Annotated in this window: 20 protein-coding genes; 8 read left to right on the forward strand and 12 right to left on the reverse strand. The window is 71.7% G+C overall.

Annotation, left to right across the window (positions count from 1 at the left end; genetic code table 11):
- Positions 1-9: 9 nt before the first annotated feature.
- On the forward strand, positions 10-486 hold the full coding sequence (locus VIL67_RS06895) for a sterol desaturase family protein (protein WP_332048134.1): 477 nt from the start codon (positions 10-12) through the stop codon (positions 484-486).
- A complete protein-coding gene (locus tag VIL67_RS06900) occupies positions 483-1193 on the forward strand; it encodes a fatty acid desaturase (protein ID WP_332048135.1) in 711 nt (236 codons plus the stop codon). The genes VIL67_RS06895 and VIL67_RS06900 overlap by 4 nt, the downstream gene beginning before the upstream one ends.
- Here VIL67_RS06900 and VIL67_RS06905 read toward each other — a convergent pair.
- Genes VIL67_RS06905 through crtY form a run of 3 tightly spaced genes read right to left on the reverse strand, consistent with a single transcriptional unit; the run spans position 1190 to position 4768 of the window.
- The gene (locus VIL67_RS06905) at positions 1190-2122 is read right to left on the reverse strand and encodes a phytoene/squalene synthase family protein (protein WP_332048136.1); all 933 of its coding nucleotides are present in this window, start codon (positions 2120-2122) and stop codon (positions 1190-1192) included. The two genes, VIL67_RS06900 and VIL67_RS06905, sit on opposite strands and share 4 nt — an antisense overlap.
- Positions 2122-3606 carry a phytoene desaturase gene (locus VIL67_RS06910; RefSeq protein WP_332048137.1) on the reverse strand — a complete coding sequence of 495 codons (1485 nt, stop codon included), beginning with the start codon at positions 3604-3606 and terminating at the stop codon, positions 2122-2124. The genes VIL67_RS06905 and VIL67_RS06910 overlap by 1 nt, the downstream gene beginning before the upstream one ends.
- Entirely contained in the window at positions 3599-4768 is a 1170-nt protein-coding gene (crtY, locus tag VIL67_RS06915) for a lycopene beta-cyclase CrtY (protein ID WP_332048138.1), read from the reverse strand. The genes VIL67_RS06910 and crtY overlap by 8 nt, the downstream gene beginning before the upstream one ends.
- Before the next feature lie 179 nt (positions 4769-4947).
- Here crtY and VIL67_RS06920 point away from each other — a divergent pair, with 179 nt between their 5' ends.
- The gene (locus VIL67_RS06920; RefSeq protein WP_332048139.1) at positions 4948-5559 is read left to right on the forward strand and encodes a TetR/AcrR family transcriptional regulator; all 612 of its coding nucleotides are present in this window, start codon (positions 4948-4950) and stop codon (positions 5557-5559) included.
- Here VIL67_RS06920 and VIL67_RS06925 read toward each other — a convergent pair.
- Positions 5502-6845 (reverse strand): dicarboxylate/amino acid:cation symporter, encoded by a 1344-nt coding sequence (locus tag VIL67_RS06925; RefSeq protein WP_332048140.1) that lies wholly within the window; start codon positions 6843-6845, stop codon positions 5502-5504. The genes VIL67_RS06920 and VIL67_RS06925 overlap by 58 nt on opposite strands.
- A 159-nt stretch (positions 6846-7004) precedes the next feature.
- On the opposite strand from VIL67_RS06925, the gene VIL67_RS06930 reads away from it, so the two are divergent.
- On the forward strand, positions 7005-7757 hold the full coding sequence (locus VIL67_RS06930; RefSeq protein ID WP_332048141.1) for a sulfite exporter TauE/SafE family protein: 753 nt from the start codon (positions 7005-7007) through the stop codon (positions 7755-7757).
- Between the two features lies 1 nt (position 7758).
- Here the strand turns inward: VIL67_RS06930 and VIL67_RS06935 are convergent, their stop codons facing one another.
- The 4 genes from VIL67_RS06935 to VIL67_RS06950 form a co-directional block, all read right to left on the reverse strand.
- On the reverse strand, positions 7759-9282 hold the full coding sequence (locus VIL67_RS06935) for a flavin-containing monooxygenase (protein WP_332048142.1): 1524 nt from the start codon (positions 9280-9282) through the stop codon (positions 7759-7761).
- Between the two features lie 120 nt (positions 9283-9402).
- A complete protein-coding gene (gene nagA / locus VIL67_RS06940) occupies positions 9403-10545 on the reverse strand; it encodes an N-acetylglucosamine-6-phosphate deacetylase (RefSeq protein WP_332048143.1) in 1143 nt (380 codons plus the stop codon).
- Positions 10545-11606, reverse strand: a complete 1062-nt coding sequence (locus VIL67_RS06945; RefSeq protein WP_332048144.1) for an SIS domain-containing protein — start codon at positions 11604-11606, stop codon at positions 10545-10547. The genes nagA and VIL67_RS06945 overlap by 1 nt, the downstream gene beginning before the upstream one ends.
- A gap of 16 nt (positions 11607-11622) precedes the next feature.
- Positions 11623-12369 (reverse strand): GntR family transcriptional regulator, encoded by a 747-nt coding sequence (locus VIL67_RS06950; RefSeq protein ID WP_332048145.1) that lies wholly within the window; start codon positions 12367-12369, stop codon positions 11623-11625.
- Positions 12370-12625: 256 nt separating this feature from the next.
- Here VIL67_RS06950 and VIL67_RS06955 point away from each other — a divergent pair, with 256 nt between their 5' ends.
- From VIL67_RS06955 to nagE, 4 genes are all read left to right on the forward strand, one after another.
- Entirely contained in the window at positions 12626-15298 is a 2673-nt protein-coding gene (locus tag VIL67_RS06955) for a TonB-dependent receptor (protein ID WP_332048146.1), read from the forward strand.
- A gap of 96 nt (positions 15299-15394) precedes the next feature.
- Positions 15395-17494, forward strand: a complete 2100-nt coding sequence (locus tag VIL67_RS06960) for a family 20 glycosylhydrolase (RefSeq protein ID WP_332048147.1) — start codon at positions 15395-15397, stop codon at positions 17492-17494.
- Positions 17491-20013: a phosphoenolpyruvate--protein phosphotransferase gene (ptsP, locus tag VIL67_RS06965; RefSeq protein ID WP_332048148.1), complete on the forward strand. Its 2523-nt coding sequence runs from the start codon at positions 17491-17493 to the stop codon at positions 20011-20013. The genes VIL67_RS06960 and ptsP overlap by 4 nt, the downstream gene beginning before the upstream one ends.
- Entirely contained in the window at positions 20010-21722 is a 1713-nt protein-coding gene (gene nagE, locus VIL67_RS06970) for an N-acetylglucosamine-specific PTS transporter subunit IIBC (protein WP_332048149.1), read from the forward strand. Before ptsP ends, nagE begins: the two co-directional genes overlap by 4 nt.
- On the opposite strand, the gene VIL67_RS06975 is transcribed toward nagE, so the two are convergent.
- The 4 genes from VIL67_RS06975 to VIL67_RS06990 all read right to left on the reverse strand — a co-directional run bounded on the left by VIL67_RS06975 (position 21719) and on the right by VIL67_RS06990 (position 25325).
- Positions 21719-21934, reverse strand: coding sequence for a hypothetical protein (locus VIL67_RS06975; protein WP_332048150.1), 216 nt, complete (start codon positions 21932-21934; stop codon positions 21719-21721). The two genes, nagE and VIL67_RS06975, sit on opposite strands and share 4 nt — an antisense overlap.
- Positions 21935-22024: 90 nt before the next feature.
- Complete coding sequence (locus tag VIL67_RS06980) at positions 22025-22834, reverse strand: glycosyltransferase family 2 protein (RefSeq protein ID WP_332048151.1); 810 nt, start codon at positions 22832-22834, stop codon at positions 22025-22027.
- 110 nt (positions 22835-22944) lie between these two features.
- A complete protein-coding gene (locus tag VIL67_RS06985) occupies positions 22945-23790 on the reverse strand; it encodes a TonB-dependent receptor domain-containing protein (protein ID WP_332048152.1) in 846 nt (281 codons plus the stop codon).
- Positions 23787-25325, reverse strand: a complete 1539-nt coding sequence (locus tag VIL67_RS06990) for a TonB-dependent receptor plug domain-containing protein (protein WP_332048153.1) — start codon at positions 25323-25325, stop codon at positions 23787-23789. Before VIL67_RS06990 ends, VIL67_RS06985 begins: the two co-directional genes overlap by 4 nt.
- Positions 25326-25328 lie beyond the last annotated feature (3 nt).

The following is a 25328-nucleotide window of genomic DNA, read 5'->3' on the forward strand; positions in this document are numbered from 1 at the left end:
GATCCAGCGATGGCGAGCGTGATGATCCCGGTGGCGAGCTTTCTCACCGGCCTCCTGGGCATGGAGGCCGTCGCCTGGGGCACGCACCGCTATCTCATGCACGGTCCGCTTTGGGCCTGGCACCGTTCGCACCACGAGCCCGGCGGCCGGGGGCCCGAGCTGAACGACCTCTTCGGTCTCGTCTTCGCCGGCCTGGCGCTCGGCCTCTTCTGGCTCGGGGCCCGGCCGGACCTGCGTCCGCTGTGGTGGGCGGCCATGGGGGCGACGGCCTACGGCCTGCTCTACGCGCTTGTGCACGACGGGCTGGTGCATCGGCGCTTCCCGTTTCCGGTGACGGCGCGCCGCGGCTACCTGCTGCGGCTCGTCCAGGCGCACCACCTCCACCACATCAGCCAGGAGCGGGACGGCGCCGTCTCCTTCGGGTTCCTCTGGGCCCAGGACCCGGAGCGGCTGCGCGGCCAGCTGCGCGCCCGGCGCGCGACATGAGCCCGGCCCGCCAGGGCTGGATTGGGCTTGGCCTCGCCGCCGCGATCCTGGGCGGCTGGCTGGGCCTCCACGTCTGGGGCGTCTTCTTCCATCATTGGGGCGCCATCGATTGGGTCCGGGCGCCGCTGGTCGTGGCGGCCCAGGCCTGGCTCGGCGCCGGCATGTTCATCATCGCCCACGACGCCATCCATGGCTCGCTCGCGCCCGGCCGGCCCCGGCTGAACGCCGCCATAGGCCAGCTGTGCGTCGGCCTTTATGCGGGCTTCGCCTTCGGCAAGCTCGCCCACGCCCACCGCCTGCACCACGAGGCGCCTGGGACGGCCGCCGACCCCGACTTCCACGCCCCGGCGCCGCACACCCTGCTGCCGTGGTTCGTCGCCTTCTTCCGCCGCCACTTCGGCTGGCCCGAGTTCGCCCGGGTGGCCGCCGTGCTCGCCCTGTACCTTTGGCTCGGGGCCGGCGTCGCGAACCTCATCGTCTTCTGGGGCCTGCCGGCCATTCTCTCCGCCGTGCAGCTGTTCGTGTTCGGCACCTGGCTGCCGCACCGGCACGAAGGGGAGGGCGTCTTCGCCGACGCGCACCGGACCCGCTCGCTGGACTACCCCTGGCTAGGCTCGCTCCTGGCCTGTTTCCACTTCGGCCGCCACCACGAGCACCACATGCGGCCCGATGTTCCCTGGTGGCGACTTCCGCAAGTGAGACTCTAGAGCTTCGACCAGAGCGCCGGCCGGGCCGGGCGCGGGAACAGCCGATCCGCCCGGCTCCACAGGGCCACCAGCACGCCGCGCGCCACCAGCAGCGCCATCAGCGGCTTCGGCACGGACATCCGGCTCGCCAGGGCGTCCGGCCCCCGGCTCAGGATGCGCCGCCCGATGGCCCGGTAGACGTCCCGCGCCGCCGCCACTGCCAGGGCGCCCCGGAAAGGCAGGTCCCGCAGGCCCACCCGCGCGGAGGCGTAGTACCGCTCCGCAAGCGCCAGCTGCTCCGCCACCACCCTGAAAATCTGGTCATGGTTGAAGGGGTTGCGCAGCGCTTCTGCGGTCGCGGGCACGCCCGCCGCCGACAGGCGCTCGGCCGGCAGGTAGACCCGCCCGTTCAGCGCGTCCTCCCGCACGTCGCGGCAGATGTTGGTCAGCTGGAAGGCCAGCCCCAGGTCCTGGGCCCGCTTTAGGACCTCGGCGTCGCGCACGCCCATGATCTGCGCCATCATCACGCCGACCACCCCCGCCACGCCCCAGCAATAGGCCAGCAGGTCCTCGACAGTGGCGTACTTCGCCTCGTCAACGTCCAGCGCGAACCCGTCCAGCAGCTCCTGGGGCCACGCTTCGTCCAGCCGATGCTTGGCCGCCACCCTCTGAAACGCCACGAACGCCGGGTCCTTCACCGGCTCCCCGGCCATGGCCGCGTGAGTACGACGCCGAATCCACTCGAGCCGCTCCCGCCGCTCCGCCGCGCTCATCTCGGCCGAGACGCCGCCGTGGTCCTGCCCGTCGATCTCGTCGTCGCACCGCCGGCACCAGGCGTAGAGCTGCCAGACATCCTCCCGCAGCTCCTCCCCGAACAGCCGCGTCGCCGCCCGGAAGCTCGACGAGCCCTTCTCCATGGCCGCTTCCGAATGGGCGACGACAGCGTCCATCAGGCCGGCTCCCGCGCCAGGTCCTCCGCGATCACCCCCGCGGTGGCCTTGGCGGACCCGACCACCCCCGGCACCCCGGCGCCCGGGTGGGTCCCCGCGCCGACAAAGTAGAGATTGCGGATCTCCGCGTCGCGGTTGTGCACCCGGAACCAGGCGCTCTGCGTCAGGATGGGCTCCAGGGAGAAGGCGCTGCCCAGGTGGGCGTTCAGTTCGCTCCGGAAGTCGTCCGGCGTGAAGATCCGCAGGGTGTCGAGGTCGGCCCGCAGCCCCGGTATCGCCCGCCGCTCGATGCTCTCCAGCAGCCGGTCGGCGTACTTCGGCCCCTCCACCGCCCAGTCGATCGGCTGGCGCAGGTTCGGCACCGGCGAGAGGGCGTAGTAGCCGCTGCATCCCGGCGGCGCGAGGCTGTCGTCGGTGACGCTCGGCGCATGCAGGTAGATGGAGAAGTCGTCCCGGAGCGGCTTGGCCCCGCAGATCGCGTCCACCAGCCCCTTGTACTCGGGCCCGAACAGGATGGTGTGGTGGCTCAGGTGGTCGTGTCGCCGCTTCAGGCCGAAGTAGACGACGAACAGCGACATGCTGAAGCGCCGCCGGCCCAGCCCCTGCGCCATCCGTCGGCCGCGGGGATGCTTCAGCAGCGTTCCATAGGTGTGCATGACGTCGGCGTTGCTGACCACCAGATCTGCCATGAGCACCTCGCCCTGTGCGGTCCGCACCCCGACGGCGCGATCGCCCTGGGTCAGGATCTGGTCGGCGGGCGTGGCCAGGCGCAGCGTTCCCCCGAGGTCCTGGAAGAGCTGGGCGAGCGCCTGCACCAGGGCCCCCGTTCCGCCGCGGGGGAACCAGACGCCCCACTTGCGCTCGAGCGCGTGGATCAGGGCGTAGATCGAGGAGCTCTGAAACGGACTGCCGCCAACCAGCAGGGTGTGGAAGGAGAGCGCCTGGCGCAGGTGCTCCTCCTTCACGAAGCTGGAGACCATGGAATAGACGCTGCGCCAGGCCTGCAGCCGCGCGAGCTGGGGCGCGGCCCGGACCATGCTCCAGGGATCCAGGAAGGCGACGTGGCCGAGCTTGAGGTAGCCCTCCTCGAACACCTCGGTGGAGTAGTCGAGGAAGCGGCGGTAGCCGGCTACGTCATCCGGGGAGAGGGCGCCGATCTGGCGGTCGAGGCTTTCCTGGTCGTTGACGTAGTCGAAGGCCGTGCCGTCCTCCCACAACAGCCGGTAGAACGGGCTGATGGGGAGAAGCTCCACGTAGTCCGCGAGCTTCCGGCCGGAGAGGGCGAACAGCTCCTCCAGGCTGGACGGGTCGGTGATCACCGTCGGCCCGGCGTCGAAGGTGTAGCCGTCCTGCTCGTAGACATAGGCGCGGCCGCCCGGCCGGTCCCGGCCCTCGAGCAGGGTGACGTCCAGCCCCATGGACTGCAGGCGGATGGCCGCTGCGAGGCCGCCGAATCCGGCGCCGATGACAATGGCCTTAGGCAAGCTCGGGTCTCCTGCGGGGCGCAACCGCCTTCAGCGCCGGCCACAGCGGCACGGGCGGGCGGCCGCTCAGCACTTGCACCATGTCGCCGAAGGTGGAGCGGCCGGCGTAGAAGCGCTCGATCAGCGGCTCGGGCAGCCGGTAGAAGCGCTCCAGCACCCGGTAGCGCTGCTCCGGCCGGGCGGCGGTGAACAGCATGCGATTGAGCAGTCGGTAGAAGCCGCGGCGCCGCCATAGGCGCACCGAGTGGTCGCGGAGCACACGACCGAGGCCGGCGGTGTCCAGCCGAGCGTTGCGCGTGACGAGGTCGGCCACCTCAAGGGCGTCGGGGAAGGAGTAGCCGGTCACCGGGTGGAAGAAGAGGCCGCGGAGGCCAACCTGCGGAATCCGACGCCCAGGCTCCTCCCAGTAAGCGTCCACGTCGCCGCCGAGGGCGACGGGCAGGGCGCCCTGCTCGCGGCGGGTCACGCCGGCGACGGACCAGCCGGCGCCGCGGGCGTAGCGCAGGATCTCGGCTTCGAGGTGGAGGCGGTCGAAGCCGGGCTGCTCGCTGTAGCGGGTGTCCTCGATGAGCAGCCGGTCAGGGCCGAGCGGCAGGACATAGAAGAAGCGGAAGCCGTCGGTCTGCCGGACGGTGGCGTCCATGACGGTGGGGCGGTCGAGCCCATGGGGCCGCTTCAGCTGCAGCTCGAGGCCGAGAAACTTCTGGAACCGGATGTCGAGGTGGGGCGAGGGGCTCGGGCCCCGGCCGTCGATGACCAGGGGGGCGTGCAGGGTCTGGCCGTCGGCGAGGACGACGGCGTCCGGGGCGAGGTGGCGGGCCTCGCCCCGCAGCAGGTCGGGGCCGAGGGCTTTGCGGACGGCGGCGCGCAGGGTGGGGCTCGTGAGGCAGCCGTAGGTCGTGCTGAGGCCGCGGGCGTGGGCCGGGAAGCCGACCTCGTAGCCGCGCCAGACGTGATCGAGCCGGGGCGCGAGGTCGGTCCAGTGACTCGGCGTCGTATCCGTTTCGAACAGGCACCAGGTGTGCGGCTCGGGCTCCGGGGCGGGGTCCAGGACGGCGACGCGAAGGTCCGGGTGGCGGCGGCGGAGCTCGAGGGCGATCAGGCTGTTGGCCAGGCCGCCGCCGACCAGCAGGACATCATAGGTGGGGGCGCGCTGGAGCATTCCCTGTTATACTAGAGATAAAGAATGCGGGGTCCAGACGCCGCATTGGTCGAAATCAAACTTCCGAGGTAGGTAGCCGTCACGGAAGGGGAGTCGGGGTGCCGAGGCCGAAGGGCGCGCGAGATTCAGACTATGCCGAGAAGAGGGCTGCTCTTCTCGACCGCATGACCAGGCGGATCATGCGGCGGGAGACCGCGCGCCCCAGCCTGCGGCAGCTGGCCGAGGCGGCGGGCGTCACCGTGCCCACCTTGCGCCACTACTTCGGCGGTCGCGCCGAGGTGATGACGGCGATCCTGGAGGCCTATCGGGAAGCGGGCGGCAAGCGGCTGGAGATGCTGGCGTTCACGGAGCAGCCCTTCGAGGCCGCGATCCGCGAGTTCGCCTTCTCGCTGCTGATGGCGGTGCAGATCCCGCGCGAGGTGCGGCTGGGGGACGTGTTCGCCGTCAGCATCGCCGAAGGCCTGCTGGACGCCCAGATCGGGCCAGCCGCCCTGACGCATATCGTCGATCCCGCCATCGACACCCTGCAGGCCCGACTTCGGCTGCACATCGCCCGTGGCGAGATGATCGACACCGACACGCGGCCAGCGGCCCTGATGCTGCTCTCGCCGCTGCTGCTGGCGATCCTGCACCAGCACCACATGGGCGGCGCAGAGTGCAACCCGGCGGACCTGCCGAAGGTCACCGAGGAGATCTGCGCGGCCTTCATCCGCGCCTACAAGGCGCCCGGCGCTCAGGCGGGGGTCGGCGCGGCCCGGGCAATGTCGGCGGGCGCGCCCGCCGCGTCGTAGACGGTGCGGTCGAGCAGGCCCTGCCGCTTGGCCACCACGGTGGGGACCAGCGCCTGGCCGGCGACGTTCACCGCCGTGCGGCCCATGTCCAGGATCGGGTCGATGGCCAGCAGCAGCCCCGCCCCCTCCAGCGGCAGGCCGAGGGTCGACAGCGTCAGGGTCAGCATCACCGTGGCGCCCGTCAGGCCCGCGGTGGCGGCCGAGCCGATCACCGAGACGAAGACGATCAGCAGATAGTCGGTCAGGCCCAGCGGCACGCCGAAGAACTGGGCCACGAAGATCGCCGAGATGGCCGGGTAGATGGCCGCGCAGCCGTCCATCTTGGTGGTGGCGCCCAGGGGCACGGCGAAGGCGGCGTAGGCCCGCGGTACGCCGAGGCCGGTCTCGGTGACCGCCTCGGTCACCGGCAGGGTCCCGATCGAGGAGCGGGAGACGAACCCGAGCTGGATCGCCGGCCAGGCGGCGCGGAAGAAGCGGAGCGGGCTGAGGCCGTGGCCGGCGAGCAGGGCCGGGTAGACCACGAAGAGCACCAGCCCCAGGCCGATGTAGACCGCGAGCGCGAACTGGCCGAGCTGGCCCAGCGCATCCCAGCCGTACTTGGCGACGGCCGTGCCCAGCAGCCCCACCGTGCCGATGGGCGTCAGCCGGATCACCCACCAGAGCACCCTGCGGATGACGGCGAGCGCCGAGGCGTTGAAATCCAGAAAGGCGCGCCCGGCCTCGCCGGCCTTGAGCGCGGCTGCGCCGATCGCCAGCGAGATCACCAGGATCTGCAGGACGTTGAACGAGACCGCGGTCGTGGCCGAGCCGTCGGCGAGCTTGGTGGAGGCGGTGAGGCCCAGGAAATTTCCAGGCACCAGGCCCGTGAGGAAGTCGAGCCAGCCGCCGGTGGTGGACGGGGCGTGCGCCGCCTCGGCGGCGACGCCGGCGTGCAGGCCGGGCTGCAGCGCCAGCCCCAGCCCGATCCCGATCAGCACGGCGATCAGGGCCGTCACGGCGAACCACAGCAGGGTCCGCCAGACCAGGCCGGCGGCGTTCTGCAGCTCGCGCAGGTTGGCGATGCTGGCGACGATGGCGGTGAACACCAGCGGCGGCACGAGCGCCCGCAGGAGCTGCACGAAGCTGGAGCCGATGATCCTCAGGGTCTCGGCGAGCGCAAAACCCGGCTCGCCCTTGTCGGCGCCCAGGCTGCGGGCCAGGAGCCCCAGCGTCAGGCCCACGACCATGCCGGCCAGAACCTGCCAGCCGAAGCTGCCGATGAAGCGGGAAGGGCGGCCCTGGGCCATGACGAGGGTCCTCGTACGCAGAGCCTGATCTCTACCGCCGTGGTGGGAGTTCCCTTGCGCCGGAAATTCTGGAGCCGGCCGTAGAAGCGCTGGACCTGCGCCAGGCGGCTTCCGCGCCCGGGCATTGCCCGCAGCGCCGGCGGCGGCTAGGCCCGCGGGATGCTCACCGACCCGCTCTTCTACGCCCTGGCCATCCCCGCGGTGGTCCTGATGGGGCTGGCAAAGGGCGGGTTTTCAGGCGTGGGCGCCATGTCCATGCCGCTGCTGGCGCTGGCGGTCCCGCCGGTGCAGGCCGCCGCGATCCTGCTGCCGATCCTGATCGTGCAGGACATGGTCAGCGTCTGGGCCTTCCGCCGGGACTGGGACCGCGGCGTGCTGGCGGTGATGCTGCCGGGCGCCGTGGTCGGCATCGTCGCCGGCTACTTGCTGGCGGCGAAGGTGTCGTCCGTGGCGGTGTTGGCCGTCCTGGGGGCGATCTCGATCCTCTTCGCAGCGCACCGGCTGTGGCTCTCCCGCGGCGGGCGGATCGCCGCGCCGGCCAACTCGCCGCCTTGGGTCGGAGGGCTGTTCGGCGTCGCCGCCGGCTTCACCAGCCAGATCGCCCACGCGGGCGGCCCGCCGTTCCAGATGTGGGTGCTGCCGCGCGGGCTCTCGCCGGCCAGCCTGATCGGCACCACCGCCATCTTCTTCGCGGTGGTGAACTGGATAAAGGTCCCCGCCTACCTAGCGCTTGGGCAGTTCACGGCCGCCAACCTGCTGACGGCGGCCGCGCTGATGCCGGTGGCGATCGCCTCCACGTTCGCCGGCGTGTGGCTGGTCAAGCGGGTGCAGGCCGAGCGCTTCTACACGCTGATCTACATCCTCATGGCCCTGGTGGGCGTCCAGCTGCTCTGGGAGGCCTTCCGGGCCTGAGCTACTCGGCGGCCACGGCCGGCTTGCGCGCCCGCTCATAGACGAAGGCGGCGTCGTCCAGGTCCAGCGTCGGGAAGACGTCCTTCTCGGTCCAGTAGTCCTGGGTGTGCTGCCACTCGGGCTTGTCGCCGCGCTTGGGCATCAGGTTCAGGCCGCGCATGAGGTAGCCGGGATTGAAGTTCTCGGGATCGATCCACGGCAGGATCGGCATGTCGCGGTCCTCCGGACGCAGCGCCACCGTGACCTTGTTGGCGCCGCGGGCGTCCATGTGCGGCAGCAGCCGGCCGACGAAGTCGGCGATCAGGTCGGCGCGGAGCGTCCAGCTGGCCCGGAAGTAGCCGAACACCCAGACGAGGTTCGGCACGCCGGTGAACATCATGCCCCGGTAGGTGACGGTAGAGCCCCAGTCGACGGGCTGGCCGTCCACCTGGAAGGGGATGCCGCCCATGACGCTGAGCTCGAAGCCGGTGGCGGTGACGATCACGTCCGCCTCCAGCACCTGGCCCGACTTCAACAGGATGCCGTTCTCGACGAACCGGTCGATCTCGTCGGTGACCACCGAGGCCTTGCCCGCGGCCACGGCGCGGAAGATGTCGCCGTCCGGCACGAAGGCGATCCGCTGACGCCATGGCCGATAGCGGGGGGTGAAGTGCTGGGCGGCGATCTCGGGTCCCACGAAGGCCGAGACGCCGGCCAGCAGCTCCTGCTTCACCGCCTCGGGCTCCTCGAAGCTGCGGCGGGTGAAGAGGGCGCCTTCGTAAAGCCGCTTGCGGCGGACGATCTCGTGCACCCAGGTTTCGTCGATCTGCAGCTCGCGCAGCTGGTCGGCCAGGTCGTCGGCGTTGCGGCCCGGGACGAAGTAGGTGGGCGAGCGCTGCAGCATGGTCACGTGGGCGCAGTCGTCGGCGATGTTGGGGATCAGGGTGGCCGCCGTGGCTCCGGAGCCGATCACCACCACCTTTTTGCCGGCGATCTGCGCATCGGCGGGCCAGGTCTGCGGGTGGATGATCCGGCCCTTGAAGTCGGCCATGCCCGGCCACTCGGGCGTGTAGCCCTCCTGGTGATTGTAGTAGCCCTGGCACATCCACAGGAAGTTGGTGGTGAAGCGCCGCTGCTCGCCGGTGTCCTCGCGCAGGACATCGACGGTCCAGAGGCCCTCGTCGCTGGACCAGGCGGCGTTGGTGATCCGGTGGCGGTAGCGAATGCGGGGCGCGAGGTCGTTCTCCTCGATCACCTCGCCCATGTAGCGCAGGATCTCCTCGGCGGTGGCGATCGGCGGGCCGACCCAGGGCTTGAAGCGATAGCCGAAGGTGTAGAGGTCGCTATCCGAACGGATGCCCGGGTACTTGTGGGTCAGCCAGGTGCCGCCGAAGCTCTCCAGCGCCTCGAGCACCACGAAGCTCTTGCCGGGCAGTTGCCGGGTCATGTGGTAGGCGGCGCCGACGCCGGAAATGCCGGCGCCGACGATCAGGACGTCGAAGTGCTCGACGCCGGCCTGGCTGGAGATAGGTGCGCTCGCGTTCATGCCGCCTCCCTGCAAGGGCGTCCTCTTTCCCGTCCACCGTCAGGCGAACGGCCGGGCGCCTCCTTGATGAGGGTCAAGCGAAACTGAACGTCGATAAGGAATCAAGCCGGCAAATGCGGCTCACGCGGGAAGTTGACCGCCGATCCAGGTGGTGACGACCTCGCCCGCGTCATCCAGCAGGACGAGATCCGCACGCAGGCCGGGCGCGATCCGGCCGAGCTCGTGGTCGAGGCCGAGGAACTGGGCCGGCGTCTGGCTGGCCATGCGGAGCGCATCGGGCAGTTCGACGCCCATCATCTCGACCGTGTTGCGCACCGCCTGGGCCATGTCGAGGTCGGAGCCGGCGAGGGTGCCGTCCGGGCCGACGCAGACGCCGTTTTCCACGGTGATGGTGCGGCCCTGCAAGGTGAAGCTCTTCTCGGTGAGGCCGACACTGGGCATGGCGTCGGTGACCAGCATGAATCGGTCAGCCGGCTTGCAGCGGAGCGCCAGCCGCAGGACCGCCGGGTGAATGTGCCGGCCATCGACGATGATCCCGCAGATGCTCGAGGCGTCCTCCAGGGCCGCGCCCACGGCCCCGGGCGCGCGGCTGGCCAGCGGCGACATGGCGTTGAACAGGTGGGTGAAGCCCGCGATCCCCGCGGCGAGCGCCGCCTGGGTCTCCTCGTAGGTGGCGTCCGTGTGGCCCGCCGCCACCACCACGCCGGACGCCACCAGCTTGCCGATGCAATCCGACTGGGTGCGTTCCGGGGCAAGGGTGACGAGGGTCCGTCCGGCCTTCAACGAGCCCAGCAGCCGGATGGCGTGATCGTCCAGGGTCCGGAACTTGGCCTTGTCGTGGATGCCCGCGCGCTCCGCGCTGAGGAAAGGGCCTTCCACGTGAACGCCGAGCACGCCGGGCACGCCGGCGGCGATCGCCTGTTCGACAGCGCGCATGGCGCGGTCGATAGCGTCGAGATCCTCGCTGATCAGCGTGGGCAGGAAGCCGGTGGTGCCGAAGCGGCGGTGCGCCTGGCCGATGGCGGCGATGGCCTCGACGCTGACGTCGTCGTTGAAGAGCACCCCGCCGCCGCCGTTCACCTGGGTGTCGACGAAGCCGGGGACAAGGCGGCCGCCCGCCAGGTCGTATCGCGCGTCGGCCCGGCCCAGGGCCTCGGCCTCGGGCAGGACAGCCGTGATGCGGCCGCCGTCGATCACGACGCCCAGGCCTTCCACGAAGCCCCGGCCGTTGAGGACCCGGCCGCCTGTGAGCGCGACGGACATCAGACGGTCCTCGTCACCTTGGCGAGGCCCGGGGGACGGTCGGGATCGAACCCGCGCTGGCGGGCCAGCCTCTCGACCATGCCGTAGAAGGCCTGGGCGAGCAGGATCGGCTGCAACAGGGGATCGGCGGCGATGGCGGGGAGGGCGATGGCGCCCGGCGCCTCGCCGCCGGCCAGCAACACGCGCGCGCCGGCGGCGGCGAGCTCGGCCGCCAGGGCCTCCACCCCTTCGCGCGTCTGGTCGTCCTGGGCGAACACCAGGACCGGGAAGCCGTCGCGGGCGATGGCCATGGGGCCGTGGCGGACCTCGGCGGCGCTGAACGCCTCCGCATGCAGGCCGCAGGTCTCCTTGAACTTGAGGGCGGCTTCCTGGGCCGCAGCGAAGCCCGGGCCCCGGCCCAGGACATAGAGGCTCTGGGCGTCGTGGAAGACCTCCAGGCAGGCGGACCAGTCCTGGCGCGCGGCCGCGGTCATGCGGTCGGGCAGGTCGGCAAGCGCCGCCTCCAGGGCCGCGTCCTCGGACCAGGCGGCGACCAGTTGGGCGACGGCGGCCAGCGCGGCCAGGTAGGACTTGGTGGCGGCGACGCTGAGCTCGGGACCAGCCCACAGCGGCAGCTCGGCGTCGGCGATGGCCGCGAGCGGGGAATTGGCCGCGTTCACCAGCGCCACCAGCCGCGCGCCGCCCGCCTTCGCGGCCTCGGCGGTGGCGACCAGGTCGGGGCTGGCGCCCGACTGGCTGATGGCCAGAGCCAGCACGTCGCCGGCGTCGGGCGAGGAGCCGTAGACCGAGCTGACCGAGGGGGCGGCGGAGGCGGTGATCAGGCCGAGCCGGGTCTCGATCAGGTACTTGGCGTAGGTGGCGGCGTGGTCGGAGGAGCCGCGGGCGCAGGTGAGTACGGCGCGCGGCGGGCGGTGGCGCAGCTCGGCGGCGAGCTCGCGGGCTGGGCCGGCGTTGCGCGCCAGGAGGTCGGCGATCACGCGCGGCGCCTCGGCCGCCTCCTGGGCCATCAGGCTGGTCGCGCGGGCGTCGTTGCGGGGCGCCTCGGGGCTCGCGTGGGGCAATTTTGCTCCTTCCGGCTTACGAGGTGAGCGCGTTGAGCTCGGCCACGAAGTCGTAGGCGTCGCCACGGTAATAGGACTGGGTGAACTCCACCGGCCGGCCGTCCTTCAGGAAACCGCGCCGTTCGATCAGCAGGCCGGCGTCCCCTGGCTGAACGCGCAGCAGGCCGGCCTGTTCGGGCGTGAACAGCACCGCCCGCAGGCGCTGCAGGGCGCGGGTCGGGCGGTGGCCCGCGGCTTCCAGCGCCTCGTAGAGCGACGAGCCCACCGCCTGGACCGACGGGAGGGAGAAGCCCGGCACCGTGCTGTACTCGAGCGCCATCGGCAGGTCGTCCGCGAAGCGGATGCGGTTGAAGCGGTACACCGCGGAGCCGGGGCTGAGCCCCAGCACCATGGATTCCTCCGGCGTCACCGCGCCCTCGGCGCGCTTCAGCCACTCGCTGCGGGGCGTGCGGCCGCGCGAAATCATGTCCTCGCTGAAGGAGGAGAGCTTGGAGAAGTTCTTTTCCACCCGGCTGGCCACGAAGGTGCCGGCGCCCTGGCGGCGCATCAGCAGGCCCTCGGCCACCAGGCCGTCGAGCGCCTTGCGGATGGTGATTCGCGAGACGGCGAATTCCTCGGCCAGGTCCCGTTCGGGCGGCAGCGCTTCGTCCGGGCTGAGCACCCGGTTCTGGATCGCCTCGCGGATCTGTTGCTGGAGCTGCTGGTACAGCGGCCCCCGCGCTTGCGGATCCAGGGTCCCGATCAGTTCTGCAAAGGCTGGCACGACGCCCCCGACCGTGTGGTGGGCCGCAGCATGGCGGCCCCGGAGATATAGGTCACGCTTGCGACCAATTCCATACCAATCTTCTAATGCTCCCGAATTGGTCTTATTTTTCGCTTGCGCATTTTCATTTTTCCGTCACAGCTAAGCCCCGATCCCGAGTGTGTTGGGGGGAGTTTGCCCGAGTCGTGCCGCTGATTGGCATGGAATTGGTCACATGGGAGGCGAGCCGCAACGGCCGTCATTGGGGAGAAAAACCATGGGCGTGAAGAGAAAGCTTCTGGTGGCCTCCACCAGCCTGGCCGCCATCCTGGCCGCGAGCAGCGCCGCTCAGGCCCAGGAGGTCGAGGAACTGGTGGTCACCGGCATCCGCGCCTCGCTGCAGCAGTCCATCGAGGCCAAGCGCGCAGCCGATACGGTGCTCGAGGTGATCACCGCCGAGGACGTGGGCAAGTTCCCCGACAAGAACGTCGCCGAGAGCCTCCAGCGGGTGACGGGCATCACCATCCAGCGCGACTTCGGCGAGGGCGAGCGCGTCTCGATCCGCGGCACCGCGCCCAACCTGAACCTGACGCTGCTGAACGGGCACGGCGTGGCCACCGCCGACTGGTTCATCCTCGACCAGCTGAACGCCAGCCGTAGCTTCAACTTCCTGATGCTGCCGTCCGAGATCGTCGGCCGCGTGGAAGTGTTCAAGAGCCCGCAGGCCGACCTGGAAGAGGGCGGCATCGGCGGCGTGGTCAACGTGGTCACCCGCCGGCCGCTGGACCTCCCGAACTTCACCGTCCAGGCCTCGGCCCAGATGGCCTACACCGAGCTGGCCGACAAATGGGATCCGCAGCTGTCGGGCATGCTGAGCTGGAGCAACGCCGACGACACCTTCGGCGTCATGGTCGGCCTCGTGAAGCAGAAGCGGCACCTGCGCCGCGACGGCGTGGAAGTGCTGGGCTACGGCTCGAACAACTTCGGCGGCGCGATCGGCACGGTCGACTATCCGTCGCTGATCGGTTCGTCCTTCTTCCAGCAGACCCGTGACCGCGAAGGCGTGAACTTCGGCGTGCAGTTCGCGCCGAACGACCAGTTGGACGTCAACCTGACCGGCCTCTACAGCCACATGGACGCGGACAACTTCAACCAGAACTACATGGCCTGGGTGTCCAACAAGGTGGGCGCGCTCGGCACGCCGGGCGCCGGCCTGACCGGCACGGAGGTGCGCGACGGCACGCTGGTGCGCGGGACGTTCGCGCAAGCCGGCGGGTTCGGGGCGGTGTTCGACGCCATCGACCGGATCGCCCAGACCGAGACCCGGTCCATCGACCTGGACGTCGCCTATGAGCTGAACGAGGCGTGGAAGGTCCACGGCCAAGTCGGCTACACGGATGCGGAAGGCAAGACCGAAGCCCAGCCGTTCTGGGAGACCATCGGCGTCACGGGGCTGACCTTCGACCTGACCCAAGGCCCGCCGCGGGTGACCTTCACCAACCTCGATCCGACCAACGCCGCAGCGCTGAACGAGCTGGGCTGGTCCTCGCTGGACAGCATCGGCAACACCGACGAGGAGTTCTACATTCGCGGCGACGTGGAGCGCACCGCCGCGGTCGGACCCTTCACCAGCTTCAAGGCCGGGCTGAAGTACACCGACCACGAACGCGAGACCCTGCACATCGCCGGCCGCCTGGGTTCGCTCTATCCCTGGACCGGCGGGCGTTGTGGCGGCCACATCTGCGGCCTGGCCGACGTGGCCGGCGAAGTGACCCCGTCGGACTACCTGAAGGGCATCCGTGGCGCGGGCGTGCTCTCGGCCTACCGCCAGGTGGACCGCAGGGCGCTGGAAGCCCTGCTGCTGTCGAAGACCCTGGTGGAGTGGACCCCGTCCACGCCGGGCAGCGCGGACTACAAGTTCCTGTCGCCCTCCGACAGCTACACCATCGAGGAGAAGGCCTTCGGCGGCTACGTCATGGGGGCCTTCGAGGGCGAGGGCTTCCGCGGCAACGTGGGCGTCCGCGTGGTGCGCACCAAGCAGACCGCCGACGGCTGGGTCGTCGGCGCGGGCGGCGGCACGCCGAACCCGTTCGGCGACATCACGCCGGTGACCTACAAGAACAACTACACGGACGTCCTGCCGAGCTTCAACCTGGCCTTCGACCTGTCGGAGGACCTGGTGGTGCGCGTGGCGGCGGCCCGGGTCATGGCCCGGCCGGACTACGCCAAGATCGCCCCGCAGATCTCGCTGACGCCGTCGATCTTCACCGGAACGGGCGGCAACCCGCAGCTGGACCCCTATCGGGCCAACCAGTTCGACATCTCGGCCGAGTGGTACTACGCGCCCCAGTCGCTGCTGTCGGTGGCGGTGTTCTACAAGGACATCCAGTCCTACCTGGTGAACGCTACGGCCGAAGAGATGCAGCGCGTGGAGACCAACACGCCTGACCTCACCCGCTGCACCCCGGTGAGCGGCGCGCTCTACAACTGCCGCTTCGACGTGACCCGGCCGGTGAACGGCCCGGGCGGGCGCAACCAGGGCCTGGAGGCGGCGATCACCCAGCCGCTGTGGAACGGCTTCGGCGTGCAGGCGAACTACACCTACTCCGACGCCAAGGCGAACAACGGCGACCCGATCCCCGGCAACTCGAAGCACAGCTGGAACCTGACCGGCTTCTACGAGAACGAGCGGATCAGCGCGCGGCTGTCCTACAACTACCGGTCCAAGTTCTTCGTGGACATCGACCGGGCGGCCCAGCTGAACAGCGCCTCGGTTACCTCGCTGGACGCCTCGGTGAGCGTCAACCTGACGGACAACATCGCGCTCACGGCCGATGCGGTGAACCTGACGGACGAGACCCTGAAGTACTACTCCGGCACGGAGTCGCGGCCGCGCGCCTACTACAAGAACGGCCGGATCTTCTACGTCGGGGCCCGCTACCGGTTCTAAGACACATCCTCCCCAACTGAGGGCGCGGCTCGCTCTTTTCCGCGCCCATTTCCTTTTCCATTGTAGGGCTTTGGGCCTGGGCGGCCGGAGGGCAGGATGCGGGCGAGTTCGGGTCCCTGGACGGCGGCGGCCCTGGCGCTCGCCTGCGCCTGGCTGGCCGCCTGCGCCAGCCTGCCGGCTGCGCCTGCGCTCCCGCCGATGACGCCCGCGCCAGCCCGCGTCGCCGCGGCCTCCGGGGCGCTGCGGATCGCCGACGGGGCGGCGCTGCGGGTCGAGCGGCCGGGCGACCGGCGGACCGCCGAGATCCTCGCCGAGCTCACCGCCCGCGCGGGCGGGCCGAAGCTGAACGTCACCGAGGCGCCCGGCCGGGCCGCCATCGAGCTGCGCCGCGGCGAGGTGCCCGAGCCGGAAGGCTATCGCCTGGAGGTCACGCCGGACGGGGCGCGGGTGGTCGCCGGCACGGACGCGGGCCTGTTCTACGGGGCGATGACGCTCTGGCAGCTGATGACGGCCCAGCCCGGGGCGGCGACGATCCCGGCGATGCGGATCGAGGACGCGCCGCGCTTCCGCTGGCGCGGGCTGATGCTGGATAGCGCCCGCCACTACCAGTCGCCCGAGTTCATCCGCCGCCTGATCGACGGCATGGCGGCCCACAAGCTCAACGTCCTGCACTGGCACCTCACGGACGACCAGGCCTGGCGGCTGGAGATCAAGAAGTATCCGAAGCTGACGCAGGTGGGCGGCTGGCGCGTGCCGGCCGGGCAGGGGCCTGCGGCCGACATCGACCCGGCGACCGGCAAGCCGCGGCTCTACGGGGGCGTCTACACCCAGGACGAGGTCCGCGCGCTCGTGGCCTACGCCGCCGAGCGGCAGATCACCATGGTCCCCGAGATCGAGATGCCGGGTCACGCCTCGGCGGCCACCGCGGCCTATCCGGAGCTCGCCGCCTCGGCCGACGCGCCGAAGCAGGTCCCGGCGGACTGGGGCGTCTATCCGAACCTGTTCAACACCGAGGACTCCACCTTCGCCTTCCTGACCGACGTGCTGGACGAGGTCGTGGCGCTGTTCCCCTCGACCTACATCCACGTGGGCGGCGACGAGGCGGTCAAGGACCAGTGGAAGGCCTCGCCGCGCATCCAGGCGCAGATGAAGGCGCTGGGCGTCAAGGACGAGCACGCCCTGCAGACCTGGTTCGTGCAGCGCATCGGGCGGCACCTCGCGGGCAAGGGCCGGCGGCTGATCGGCTGGGACGAGATCCTCGAGGGCGGGCTGCCCGCCGACGCCACGGTCATGTCCTGGCGCGGGATCGACGGCGCCGTGGCGGCGGCCCGCGCCGGCCACGACACCGTGCTGTCGCCGGCTCCGGTGCTCTACTTCGACAATCGCCAGACGGCGCGGACGGACGAGCCGCCGGGCCGCGGGCGGGTGGTGAGCCTGGCCGAGGTCTACGCCTTCGACCCGGCGCCGGCCCAGCTGACGCCGGAGGAACGCCGCCACGTCCTCGGCCTGCAGGGCAACCTGTGGACCGAGCACGTGCGCACCGAGGACCGCGCCGCCCACATGCTGTTTCCCCGCGGACTGGCCATCGCCGAGATCGGCTGGGCGGCGGAGGGGCCGCGCAACTACGCCGCCTTCGAGCGCCGGGCGCAGGCGGGCGTGGCGCGGCTGCGCCGGCTGGGGCTGGCGGCCGCCGAGACGCCATTCCTCGGAGCCGAGCCCGCGCCGGATCCGCGCTACCGGGCCAACCGGCAGCTGAAGCTCTGCTCGGAGGGCATCGCGCTCGCGCTGGAAGACGACGCGCCGGTGCGCGGCGAGCGCGCGGTGTTCCTCACCGACATCATGAACCCCTGCTGGATCTGGCCGGCCGCCGAGCTGGGCGGGATCGTCGCCCTTGAACTTCAGGTGGGCCAGCTGCCGTTCAACTACCAGATCGGCGAGGACATCAAGAAGGTGGTCGCCGGGAACAACCGCACCCCCGCCGGCGAGCTGGAAGTGCGGATCGGCGGCTGCCAGGCGGCGCCCGCCGTGGTCGTGCCGCTTGGGCCGGCGGCCTCCAATCCCGCGGTGACGACGCTGACCGCCAAGCTGCCGCCGACCTCAGGGCGACAGGACCTCTGCTTCACCTTCACCCGGCCGGAGGTCGACCCGATGTGGGCCCTGGGTGGGGTCCGCCTGCTGCCGGGGGACGCCCGATGAAGCTGGCGCGCGCACAAGCCGAGGTGCTGAAGCTCCACTCGCCGCTGGCCGGCTGGGCCGCGCCGCTGGACGAGGCCCCGGATCCGGTGTTCGCTGGCCGGATGCTGGGCGACGGCGTCGCGGTCGACCCCACGGGTCAGACGCTGCACGCGCCCTGCGATGGGGTCGTGGCGAGCCTGCCGGCGAGCCGCCACGCTGTGACGCTCCGCGCCGACAACGGCGCCGAGATCCTGATGCACGTGGGGCTCGAGACCGTGGCCCTGGGCGGCGAAGGGTTCGAGGCGCACGTGGCGGAGGGCCAAAGGGTCCGGCGCGGCGATCCCCTGCTGAGCTTTGACCTCGACCTCCTGGCCGGCCGCGCGCGCAGCCTGCTGACGCCGGTGGTGCTGGTGAACGGCGAGAGCTTCGAGATCGTCAGCCGCGTCACGGGACGCGAGGTGGCGGCCGGGGACGCCCTGCTGGAGATCCGTCCGCTGGCGGCGACGCTGCAGCGGGTGGCGCACGCCGAAGCGGTGGCGCTGCGCGAGGAACTGGTGCTCGACCTGCCGCACGGGCTGCACGCGCGGCCGGCGGCGCGGCTGGCGGCGCGGGCGCAGGGCTTCCGGGCCGAGCTGTCGCTGACGGCCGGCGCGCGCGCCGCCGACATCCGCAGCGCGGTCGCCCTGATGACCCTCGGCGCAGGCCACGGCCAGACGGTGACGCTGAGCGCGGCCGGCGACGACGCCGCCGACGCGCTCGCCGCACTCAAGGCGCTGCTGCGAGAGATCGCCGCGTCCGAGCGGGCAGCCGCCCCGGCGACCGCCAAGCCCGTTGAACAGCCGACCGCCCCGCGGGTCGAAGAACCGGGGGCGCTGCGGGGCGTCACGGCTGCGCCTGGCCTAGCCATCGGGGTCGCCGTGCGCCTCGCCGACCCCGAGCCGGTGGTGACGGAGGCCAGCCGTGGCGCCGAGGCGGAGTCCGCCGCCCTGCGGGAGGCGCTCGCCAAGGTGGCGGTGCAGCTCGCCGGGGGCGCCCGGAGCGGCCATGCCACGGGACAGGACATCCTTGCGGCCCACCAGGCTTTCCTGGCGGATCCTGAGCTGCGCAGCCGGGCGGACGCGGCCATCGCGGGCGGGGCCAGCGCCGGCGTCGCCTGGCGCGAGGCGGTGCGGGCCACGGTGGCCGCGCTCCGCAGCCTGGGCGATCCGCGCTTCGCCGAGCGCGCCGACGACCTGCTGGACCTCGAGCGGCAGGTGCTGTTCGCGCTGTCGGGCGAGGAGGCGCCGCGCCCGCAGCTGCCCAGCGGAGCGGTGGTCATCGCCGACGAACTGCTGCCGTCGCAGCTGTTGGGGCTCGAGGCGGCGGGTGTGGCCGGCTTCTGCACCGCGCGCGGCGGGGCCACGAGCCATGTGGCGATCCTCGCCCAGGCGATGGGCGTGCCGGCCCTGGCCGCGATGGGCGAAGGCCTGCTGAAGATCCCCGACGGGGCGGCGGTGATCCTCGACGCCGACGCGGGCGTGCTGCGGGTCGCCCCCGACCGCGCCACCTTCGAGCGGGCGCAGGGTGCGCTGGCCGCCCGCGCGGCGACGCGAGAGGCCGAGCGGGCGTCGGCGGCGGAGCCCGGCCGCCTGTCGGACGGAACGGCGGTGGAGGTCCTCGCCAACCTCGGCGCGGTGGCGGAGGCCGGGCCCGCGGTGGGGCAGGGGGCGGAGGGCTGCGGCCTCTTCCGGACGGAGTTCCTTTACCTGGAACGCCAGTCGCCCCCCACCGAAGACGAGCAGGCGACCGCCTACCAGGCGGTGGCCGAGGCGCTGGAAGGCCGGCCGCTGACGATCCGAACCCTGGACGCGGGGGGCGACAAGCCGCTCGCCTTCGCGCCGGCCCCGCACGAGGCGAATCCCGCGCTCGGCCTTCGGGGGCTGCGCGCGGGCCTGCGGGCCCCGGCTCTGCTGCGGACCCAGCTCGCCGCCATCCTGCGGGTGGAGGGTCCCGTGCGGATCCTGCTGCCGATGGTCAACGACCTCGCCGACGTGCGCGCCGTGCGCCGCCTGCTGGACGAGCTCGCGCCCGGCCGGCGGGTGGAGCTCGGCGTCATGGTGGAGACCCCGGCCGCCGCCCTGCTGGCCGACCAACTGGCGCGCGAGGCCGATTTCCTGTCGCTGGGCACCAACGACCTCACCCAGTACGTCCTGGCCATGGACCGCGAGCATCCGGAGCTGGCGCCCGGCCTTGATGGCCTGCATCCGGCGGTGCTGCGCCTCGTGGCTCGCGTCGCGGAAGCCGCGGCGGCGGCCGGGCGGCCGGCCTGCGTTTGCGGCGGACTGGCCTCGGATCCGCTGGCCGCGCCGCTGCTGGTCGGCCTGGGCGTGCGCAGCCTCTCGGCGGCGCCGGCGGCCATCCCCGGCCTCAAGGCGCGGCTCAAGGCCCTCGACCTGGCGGCGTGCCAGGCGGCCGCCCGCGCAGCCCTCGACCTTACCTCGGCCGAAGACGTTCGCGCGCTCGCCCGCGAGCGCCTGGCCGGCCACGGAGCGCCGTCATGAACCTACGCCTGGGCGGCCTGCAGCAGCTCGGCCGCGCTCTGATGCTGCCGATCGCGGTCCTGCCGGTCGCCGCGCTGATGCTGCGCCTGGGGCAGCCCGACCTGCTGGGGGCGCCGGCCCTGGCCGGCCTCGGCGGCGGAGCCTTCGGCGTGCTCGCCCAGGCCTTCGCGGCGGCGGGCGGGGCGGTGTTCGGCAACCTGGGCCTGATCTTCGCCGTCGGCGTCGCGGTGGGCCTTGCCCGCGAGAACCACGGCGCTGCGGGGCTGGCCGGCGTGGTCTGCTTCCTGGTGGCGACGGAAGGCGCCAAGGCGCTGCTGCAGGTCCCGCCCGAGGTCGTCGCCGGCGTCGCCGCTGGCGCTGGGGATCTCGCCGGAGCGGCGTGGAAGACCAAGGAGATCGGCAAGCTGTCGATCCCGGCCGGCATCCTCTCGGGCCTGATCGCCGGGGCTCTCTACAACCGCTACGCCGACATCAAGCTGCCCGAATACCTGGCCTTCTTCGGCGGCCGCCGCTTCGTCCCGATCGTCTGCGGCCTGGCCGGGGTGGCCCTGGCGCTGGCCTTCGGCCTGGCCTGGCCGGTGCTGGAGCGGGGCATGGATGCGCTCAGCGCTGGCGTGCTGGGCCTCGGTCCGATCGGCCTCTTCCTCTATGGCGCGCTCAACCGCCTGCTGATCGTCACCGGCCTGCACCACATCCTGAACAACCTCGCCTGGTTCCTGCTCGGCGAGTACGGCGGGGTCACCGGCGACCTGAACCGCTTCGCCGCCGGGGATCCCACCGCCGGCGCCTTCATGGCCGGCTTCTTCCCCGTGATGATGTTCGGCCTGCCGGCGGCGTGTCTGGCCATGTACCACGCCGCCCGGCCCGAGCGGCGCAAGGCGGTGGGCGGCATGCTGCTGTCGGTGGGGCTGACCTCGTTCCTCACAGGCGTGACCGAGCCTATCGAGTTCAGCTTCATGTTCCTGGCGCCCGCGCTCTACGCGGTGCACGCGGTGCTGACCGGGCTGTCCATGGCGCTGATGGACGCCTTGGGCGTGAAGCTCGGCTTCGGCTTCTCCGCGGGCCTCTTCGACTATGTGCTGAATTTCACCAAGGCGACGCGCCCGTGGCTGCTGCTCCCGATCGGGCTGGCTTATTTCGGCGTCTACTACGGCCTCTTCCGCCTGGTGATCCGCGCCTTCGACCTGAAGACCCCCGGCCGGGAGGACGCGCCCGTGTCGGCCGGTCCGGCGGTGGACGTGCGCCCGGCAGAGCGCGGGGCAGCCTTCGCCCGCGCGCTCGGCGGCGCGGCGAACCTGGCGAGCGTCGACGCCTGCACGACGCGGCTGCGGCTGACGGTGCGCGACCAGGCCGCGGTGGACGAGGCGCAGCTCCGGGCGCTGGGCGCCAAGGGCGTCGTGCGACCCTCGGCGGAAACCTTGCAAGTGGTCCTCGGCCCGCAGGCCGATCAGGTGGCGGGCGAGATCCGTGCGGCGCTCGCCGCGGCTCCCGCGGCCGGGCTGCTCGAGGCGGCGCTGCGGACGCTGCGTCCGACGGAGGTGGAGGTGTGCGACAGCCGCCTGCGCCTGCGCCTGCCCGCCGACGCGAGGGTCGACGAATCGGCCCTGAAGGCGGCCGGCGCCCGTGGCGTGGTCCACGCCGGCGAGCGGCTGCATGTGCTGGTGGGGCCCGGCGCCGCCGGGCTGGCGAAGGCGCTCGGCGGCCGCTAGCGGTTCAGCAGGTACCAGGCCACGAGGCTGACGCCGCCCCAGAAGGTGGCCCCCGCGCCGATGATGATCGCCATCCCCTTCTGCCGGGCGCCGCGATCCGGCGTGTCGGGAGTCTCCGGCCCAGGGGCGGTCTGGATGAGGCGCCAGCCATCTGCGCGTGACGGCGATGCCCGCGACAGGTCCGTGGTCGTGAGATCCGGTTGTTGGCTCATCTGACGCTCCCTCGTGCGCCAAGCCTATGGCCTACCTAACCTGTCGGATCAATTAGGCGTTTCCGCGGCGGCACAACGCCGTGCGGCCGTCTACCGGGCGCCGAGGTTGACCACCTGGCGCAGGGGCTGCGGCGCCGGGCGGAGGCGGGCCTCCAGCACCTCGCGGGCGCGCAGGGCGGCCACGATGGGATGCAAGCCGTTGAGCGCGCCGAGCAGGAAGCCGAGGCGGCCTTCGCGCCACCCTCCCGCCAGAAGATAGCTGCGCGCGAACTGAAGCAGGCCGGCCGCGGCGCCGCCGAGCACGCCCCCGGGCTGACCGAGGTCGGCGCGGTCCTCCGCCGTCAGCGCGGCGAGGCGGTTCAGGCGATCCACCAGGGCGCCGGTGTCGTCCGCGGTGTGGCGGCGCAGGGCGCCACGGAGCGCGCCCGCCGGCTCGCCGGACAGGACCCCCGCGTCCAGCCGGCGCGAGCTCCAGCGCTTGGCCCCACGGCGAAAGAGCCGCGCGGCCCGCGCCGGGCCCAGCGGCCCGCCCCAGCCGCCCCGGACGAGCTTGCCCCCCACGTGGTTGGCGACCGGCACATGGAACCAGTCGCCATCGGGGCGAAGTTGCAGGGTGGCGCGGATTTCCCAGGCGAGCGCGGAGTCCACCGTCTCGTCGGCCTCCACCTCGAAGATCCAGTCTCCGGCGCAGGCCTCGGCGCCGGCCGTGCGGCGCTGGCTGTCCATCGGGAAGATGCCCGCCACCAGGCGTGCACCGTAGCGCCGCGCGAGCTCCTGCAGCCTAGGGGTCGTGCGATCGGCGACCAGCACGACCTCGTCGCAGAAGGAGAGCCCCTTCAGGCACTCCGCCAGCTTCGGCGCATCGTTCTCCACGCAGACCAGCGCAGACAGCTTGACCACGGCGACTCCCCAGCCTTCCGCGCGGGCGTTAACAGCCCGTTCATTGACTTGACGCCGCCGCTGCGAACCGCCCCCCAGTAGGCGATCGGAAAAAGTCGCTGTTCCGCGCCTCAGAAGGCGGCGGCCAGCCGAACGCCCAGGGTGCGGGGCCGTTGGGGCGTGACCAGTCGCCCGTTGGCCAAGGTGTAGATGAAGGGGTTGCCGTAGGCGAAGGTGTCCCCCGCCGCGTTGCCCGGATTGTTGACGAACACCGAGGCGCTCCAGCGTTCGTTGGCCAGCTCGGCCGAGAGCCGCGCCCGCAGATAGTCGCCCTGGGACCAGGCGCGGGCCGTTTCGAAGCTCACCGCCGACTGGCCCACATAGCTGGTCTCTCCCGCGAGCCGCAGCGTCGTCCCGCTGGCGATCGGCCGCTCGTAAACCACCAGAACCCCGCCCGAGAAGCGAGGGACGCCCGGGAGCTCGTCGATGAGGGTGGACGTCAGGGAGAACTCCGGATTGCGCCGGGTCATGTCGGTGTCGGCGAGCAGGCCGTTGGCCTGGATGGAGAGGCCGAAGTCGAACTCGTAGGCGATCTCGGCCTCGAGCCCGAGCACCCGCGCGTCGCCTGCGTTGCCGGTGAAGGCCACACCCGACGGGCGGTAGATCTCGCTCTGGACGTTCTGCCAGGTGTTGTAGAACACGGCGCCGCGGGTGGAGAGCCGGCTGTCGAGCAGCCGCGCCTTGGCGCCGAGCTCGTAGTTCCGCAGCCTGTCCGACTTGAACTGAGCGCGGGGCGCGCGGATGGGCCACAGGAAGCCGCCGGTGTTGAAGCCCCCCGCGCGGAAACCCTCGGAATAGAGCAGGTAGACGAGGTCGCCGGTGGTGAACTCCCTCTGCACAGAGAGCATGGGCGAGACGCCGTCGAAGTTGCGCTCGCCTTCGACGTCCCGGGAGACGCCGGGCGGCTGCGCGGTCACGGCCGATCGGGTGCGCACGCGGGTGTCGAACAGCCGCGCGCCGGCCGCCGCGGTCCAGCCTCGCCGAAGGTCAGCGAACCCTCGCCATACAGCGCCAGCTCCCGCACGCGATCCCGACGGTTCTCGCGATAGGCGGTCCGCAGGCCGCCCGGCGTGCTAACGCCGAGCAGGGAGGGGGTCTTCTCCAACGTGCTCGCGGCGTAGGCGCCCACCAGCCAGGAGAAGGGGCCTTCCCGGTTCGAGCGCAGCACCAGGTCCTCGACCCACATGCTGACCCTGGCGGTTTCGTGGAACACCGCCAGGTCCGCCCCAAGGTTGGCGTAGGGGGCGTCCATCCCGACCGTCACCGGGGTGGCGTCGTACAGGCTGGAGTAGGTGTGGTGCACATAGGCGCTGGCGGAACTCAGGCTGAGGCCGCCGAGCTCGCCGCGGGCGGTCAGCGCCCCTTCGGCGAAGTCGTTCTTGTGGGACTCGCGGACCCGATTGCTGCGGCGCTGGCCCATGCCGATCTGGAGGTACTGGGTGTCGTCCGAGCGAAGACGTTGCCCTGCGCCGGAGAGGTCCACCTGCCAAGTGTCGGCGAGCTGCGCGCGCAGCGCCAGGCGGCCGCCGTCGCGAACGGTGCGGTCGACGTTGCTCTCCCGCAGATTGACGTTGTCGAGATAGCCGCCGCGGACATCGTGGTAGGCCACAGCCCGCAGGCCCAGCCGATCGACGCTGAGCGGCGCGTTGACATAGCCTTCAAGCGCGCGGCTCGCCGAACCCCCTTCCGTGGCGGACAGCGTTGCGGCCACGCCCGCGCTCGCCGCGTCGAGATCGGGGCTGTTGGTCACGATGCGGTAGATGCCGGTCAGCGCGCCTGAGCCGTAGAGCGAGCCCTGCGGCCCGCGGATGACCTCGACGCGCGCCACATCGGTCAGCCGCAGGTCCGGGTCGGGGGCGTTGTAGTTGAGGGGCGCGTCGTCGAGATAGGTGCTGACCGTGGAACGGGCCCGGCCGGTGAAGGCGCCGTCGGACAAGCCGCGGATGATCAGCTTGTCGCGCCCGGGACCAAGGTTGGTGGTCAGGACACCCGCCAGCTGGCCCGTGGTGCGGCCCACGTCCTGCGCGTCTGTCAGCTGCAGCTGGTCCTGGGGGATGGCGCTGACGCCCGCAGGGATGCGGCCCAGGCTGGCCGGCCGCTTCGTGGCGGTCACCATCAGCTCGGCCACGACCGTGGCGGTCTTTGCCGGGTCGGACGGGGCGGAGGCCTGGCGAGGGGTGATCCTGACGGTGCGCGCATCGACGATGCGGTAGTCGCAGGGTGCGTTCTGGAGCAGCCGGGCGAGGGCTTCCTCGAGCGTGTAGTTCCCGGTCAGCCCCGTGAGGCCTGAGCCGCCGCAGGCGGAGGTGCCCAGCACCGAGACATTCGCCTGGATTCCCAGGTCGATCAGGGCGTCGGCGTAAGGCTGCGCCGGGATCTGGAGATGGCGCCGGGGTTCGGCCGCGTCAGCGCGTCCGGCCAGCAGGCATGCGCCCGCGGCCGCTGCGGTCAACGT

This window comes from Phenylobacterium sp. (assembly GCF_036563385.1).
Classification (GTDB): Bacteria; Pseudomonadota; Alphaproteobacteria; order Caulobacterales; family Caulobacteraceae; genus Phenylobacterium.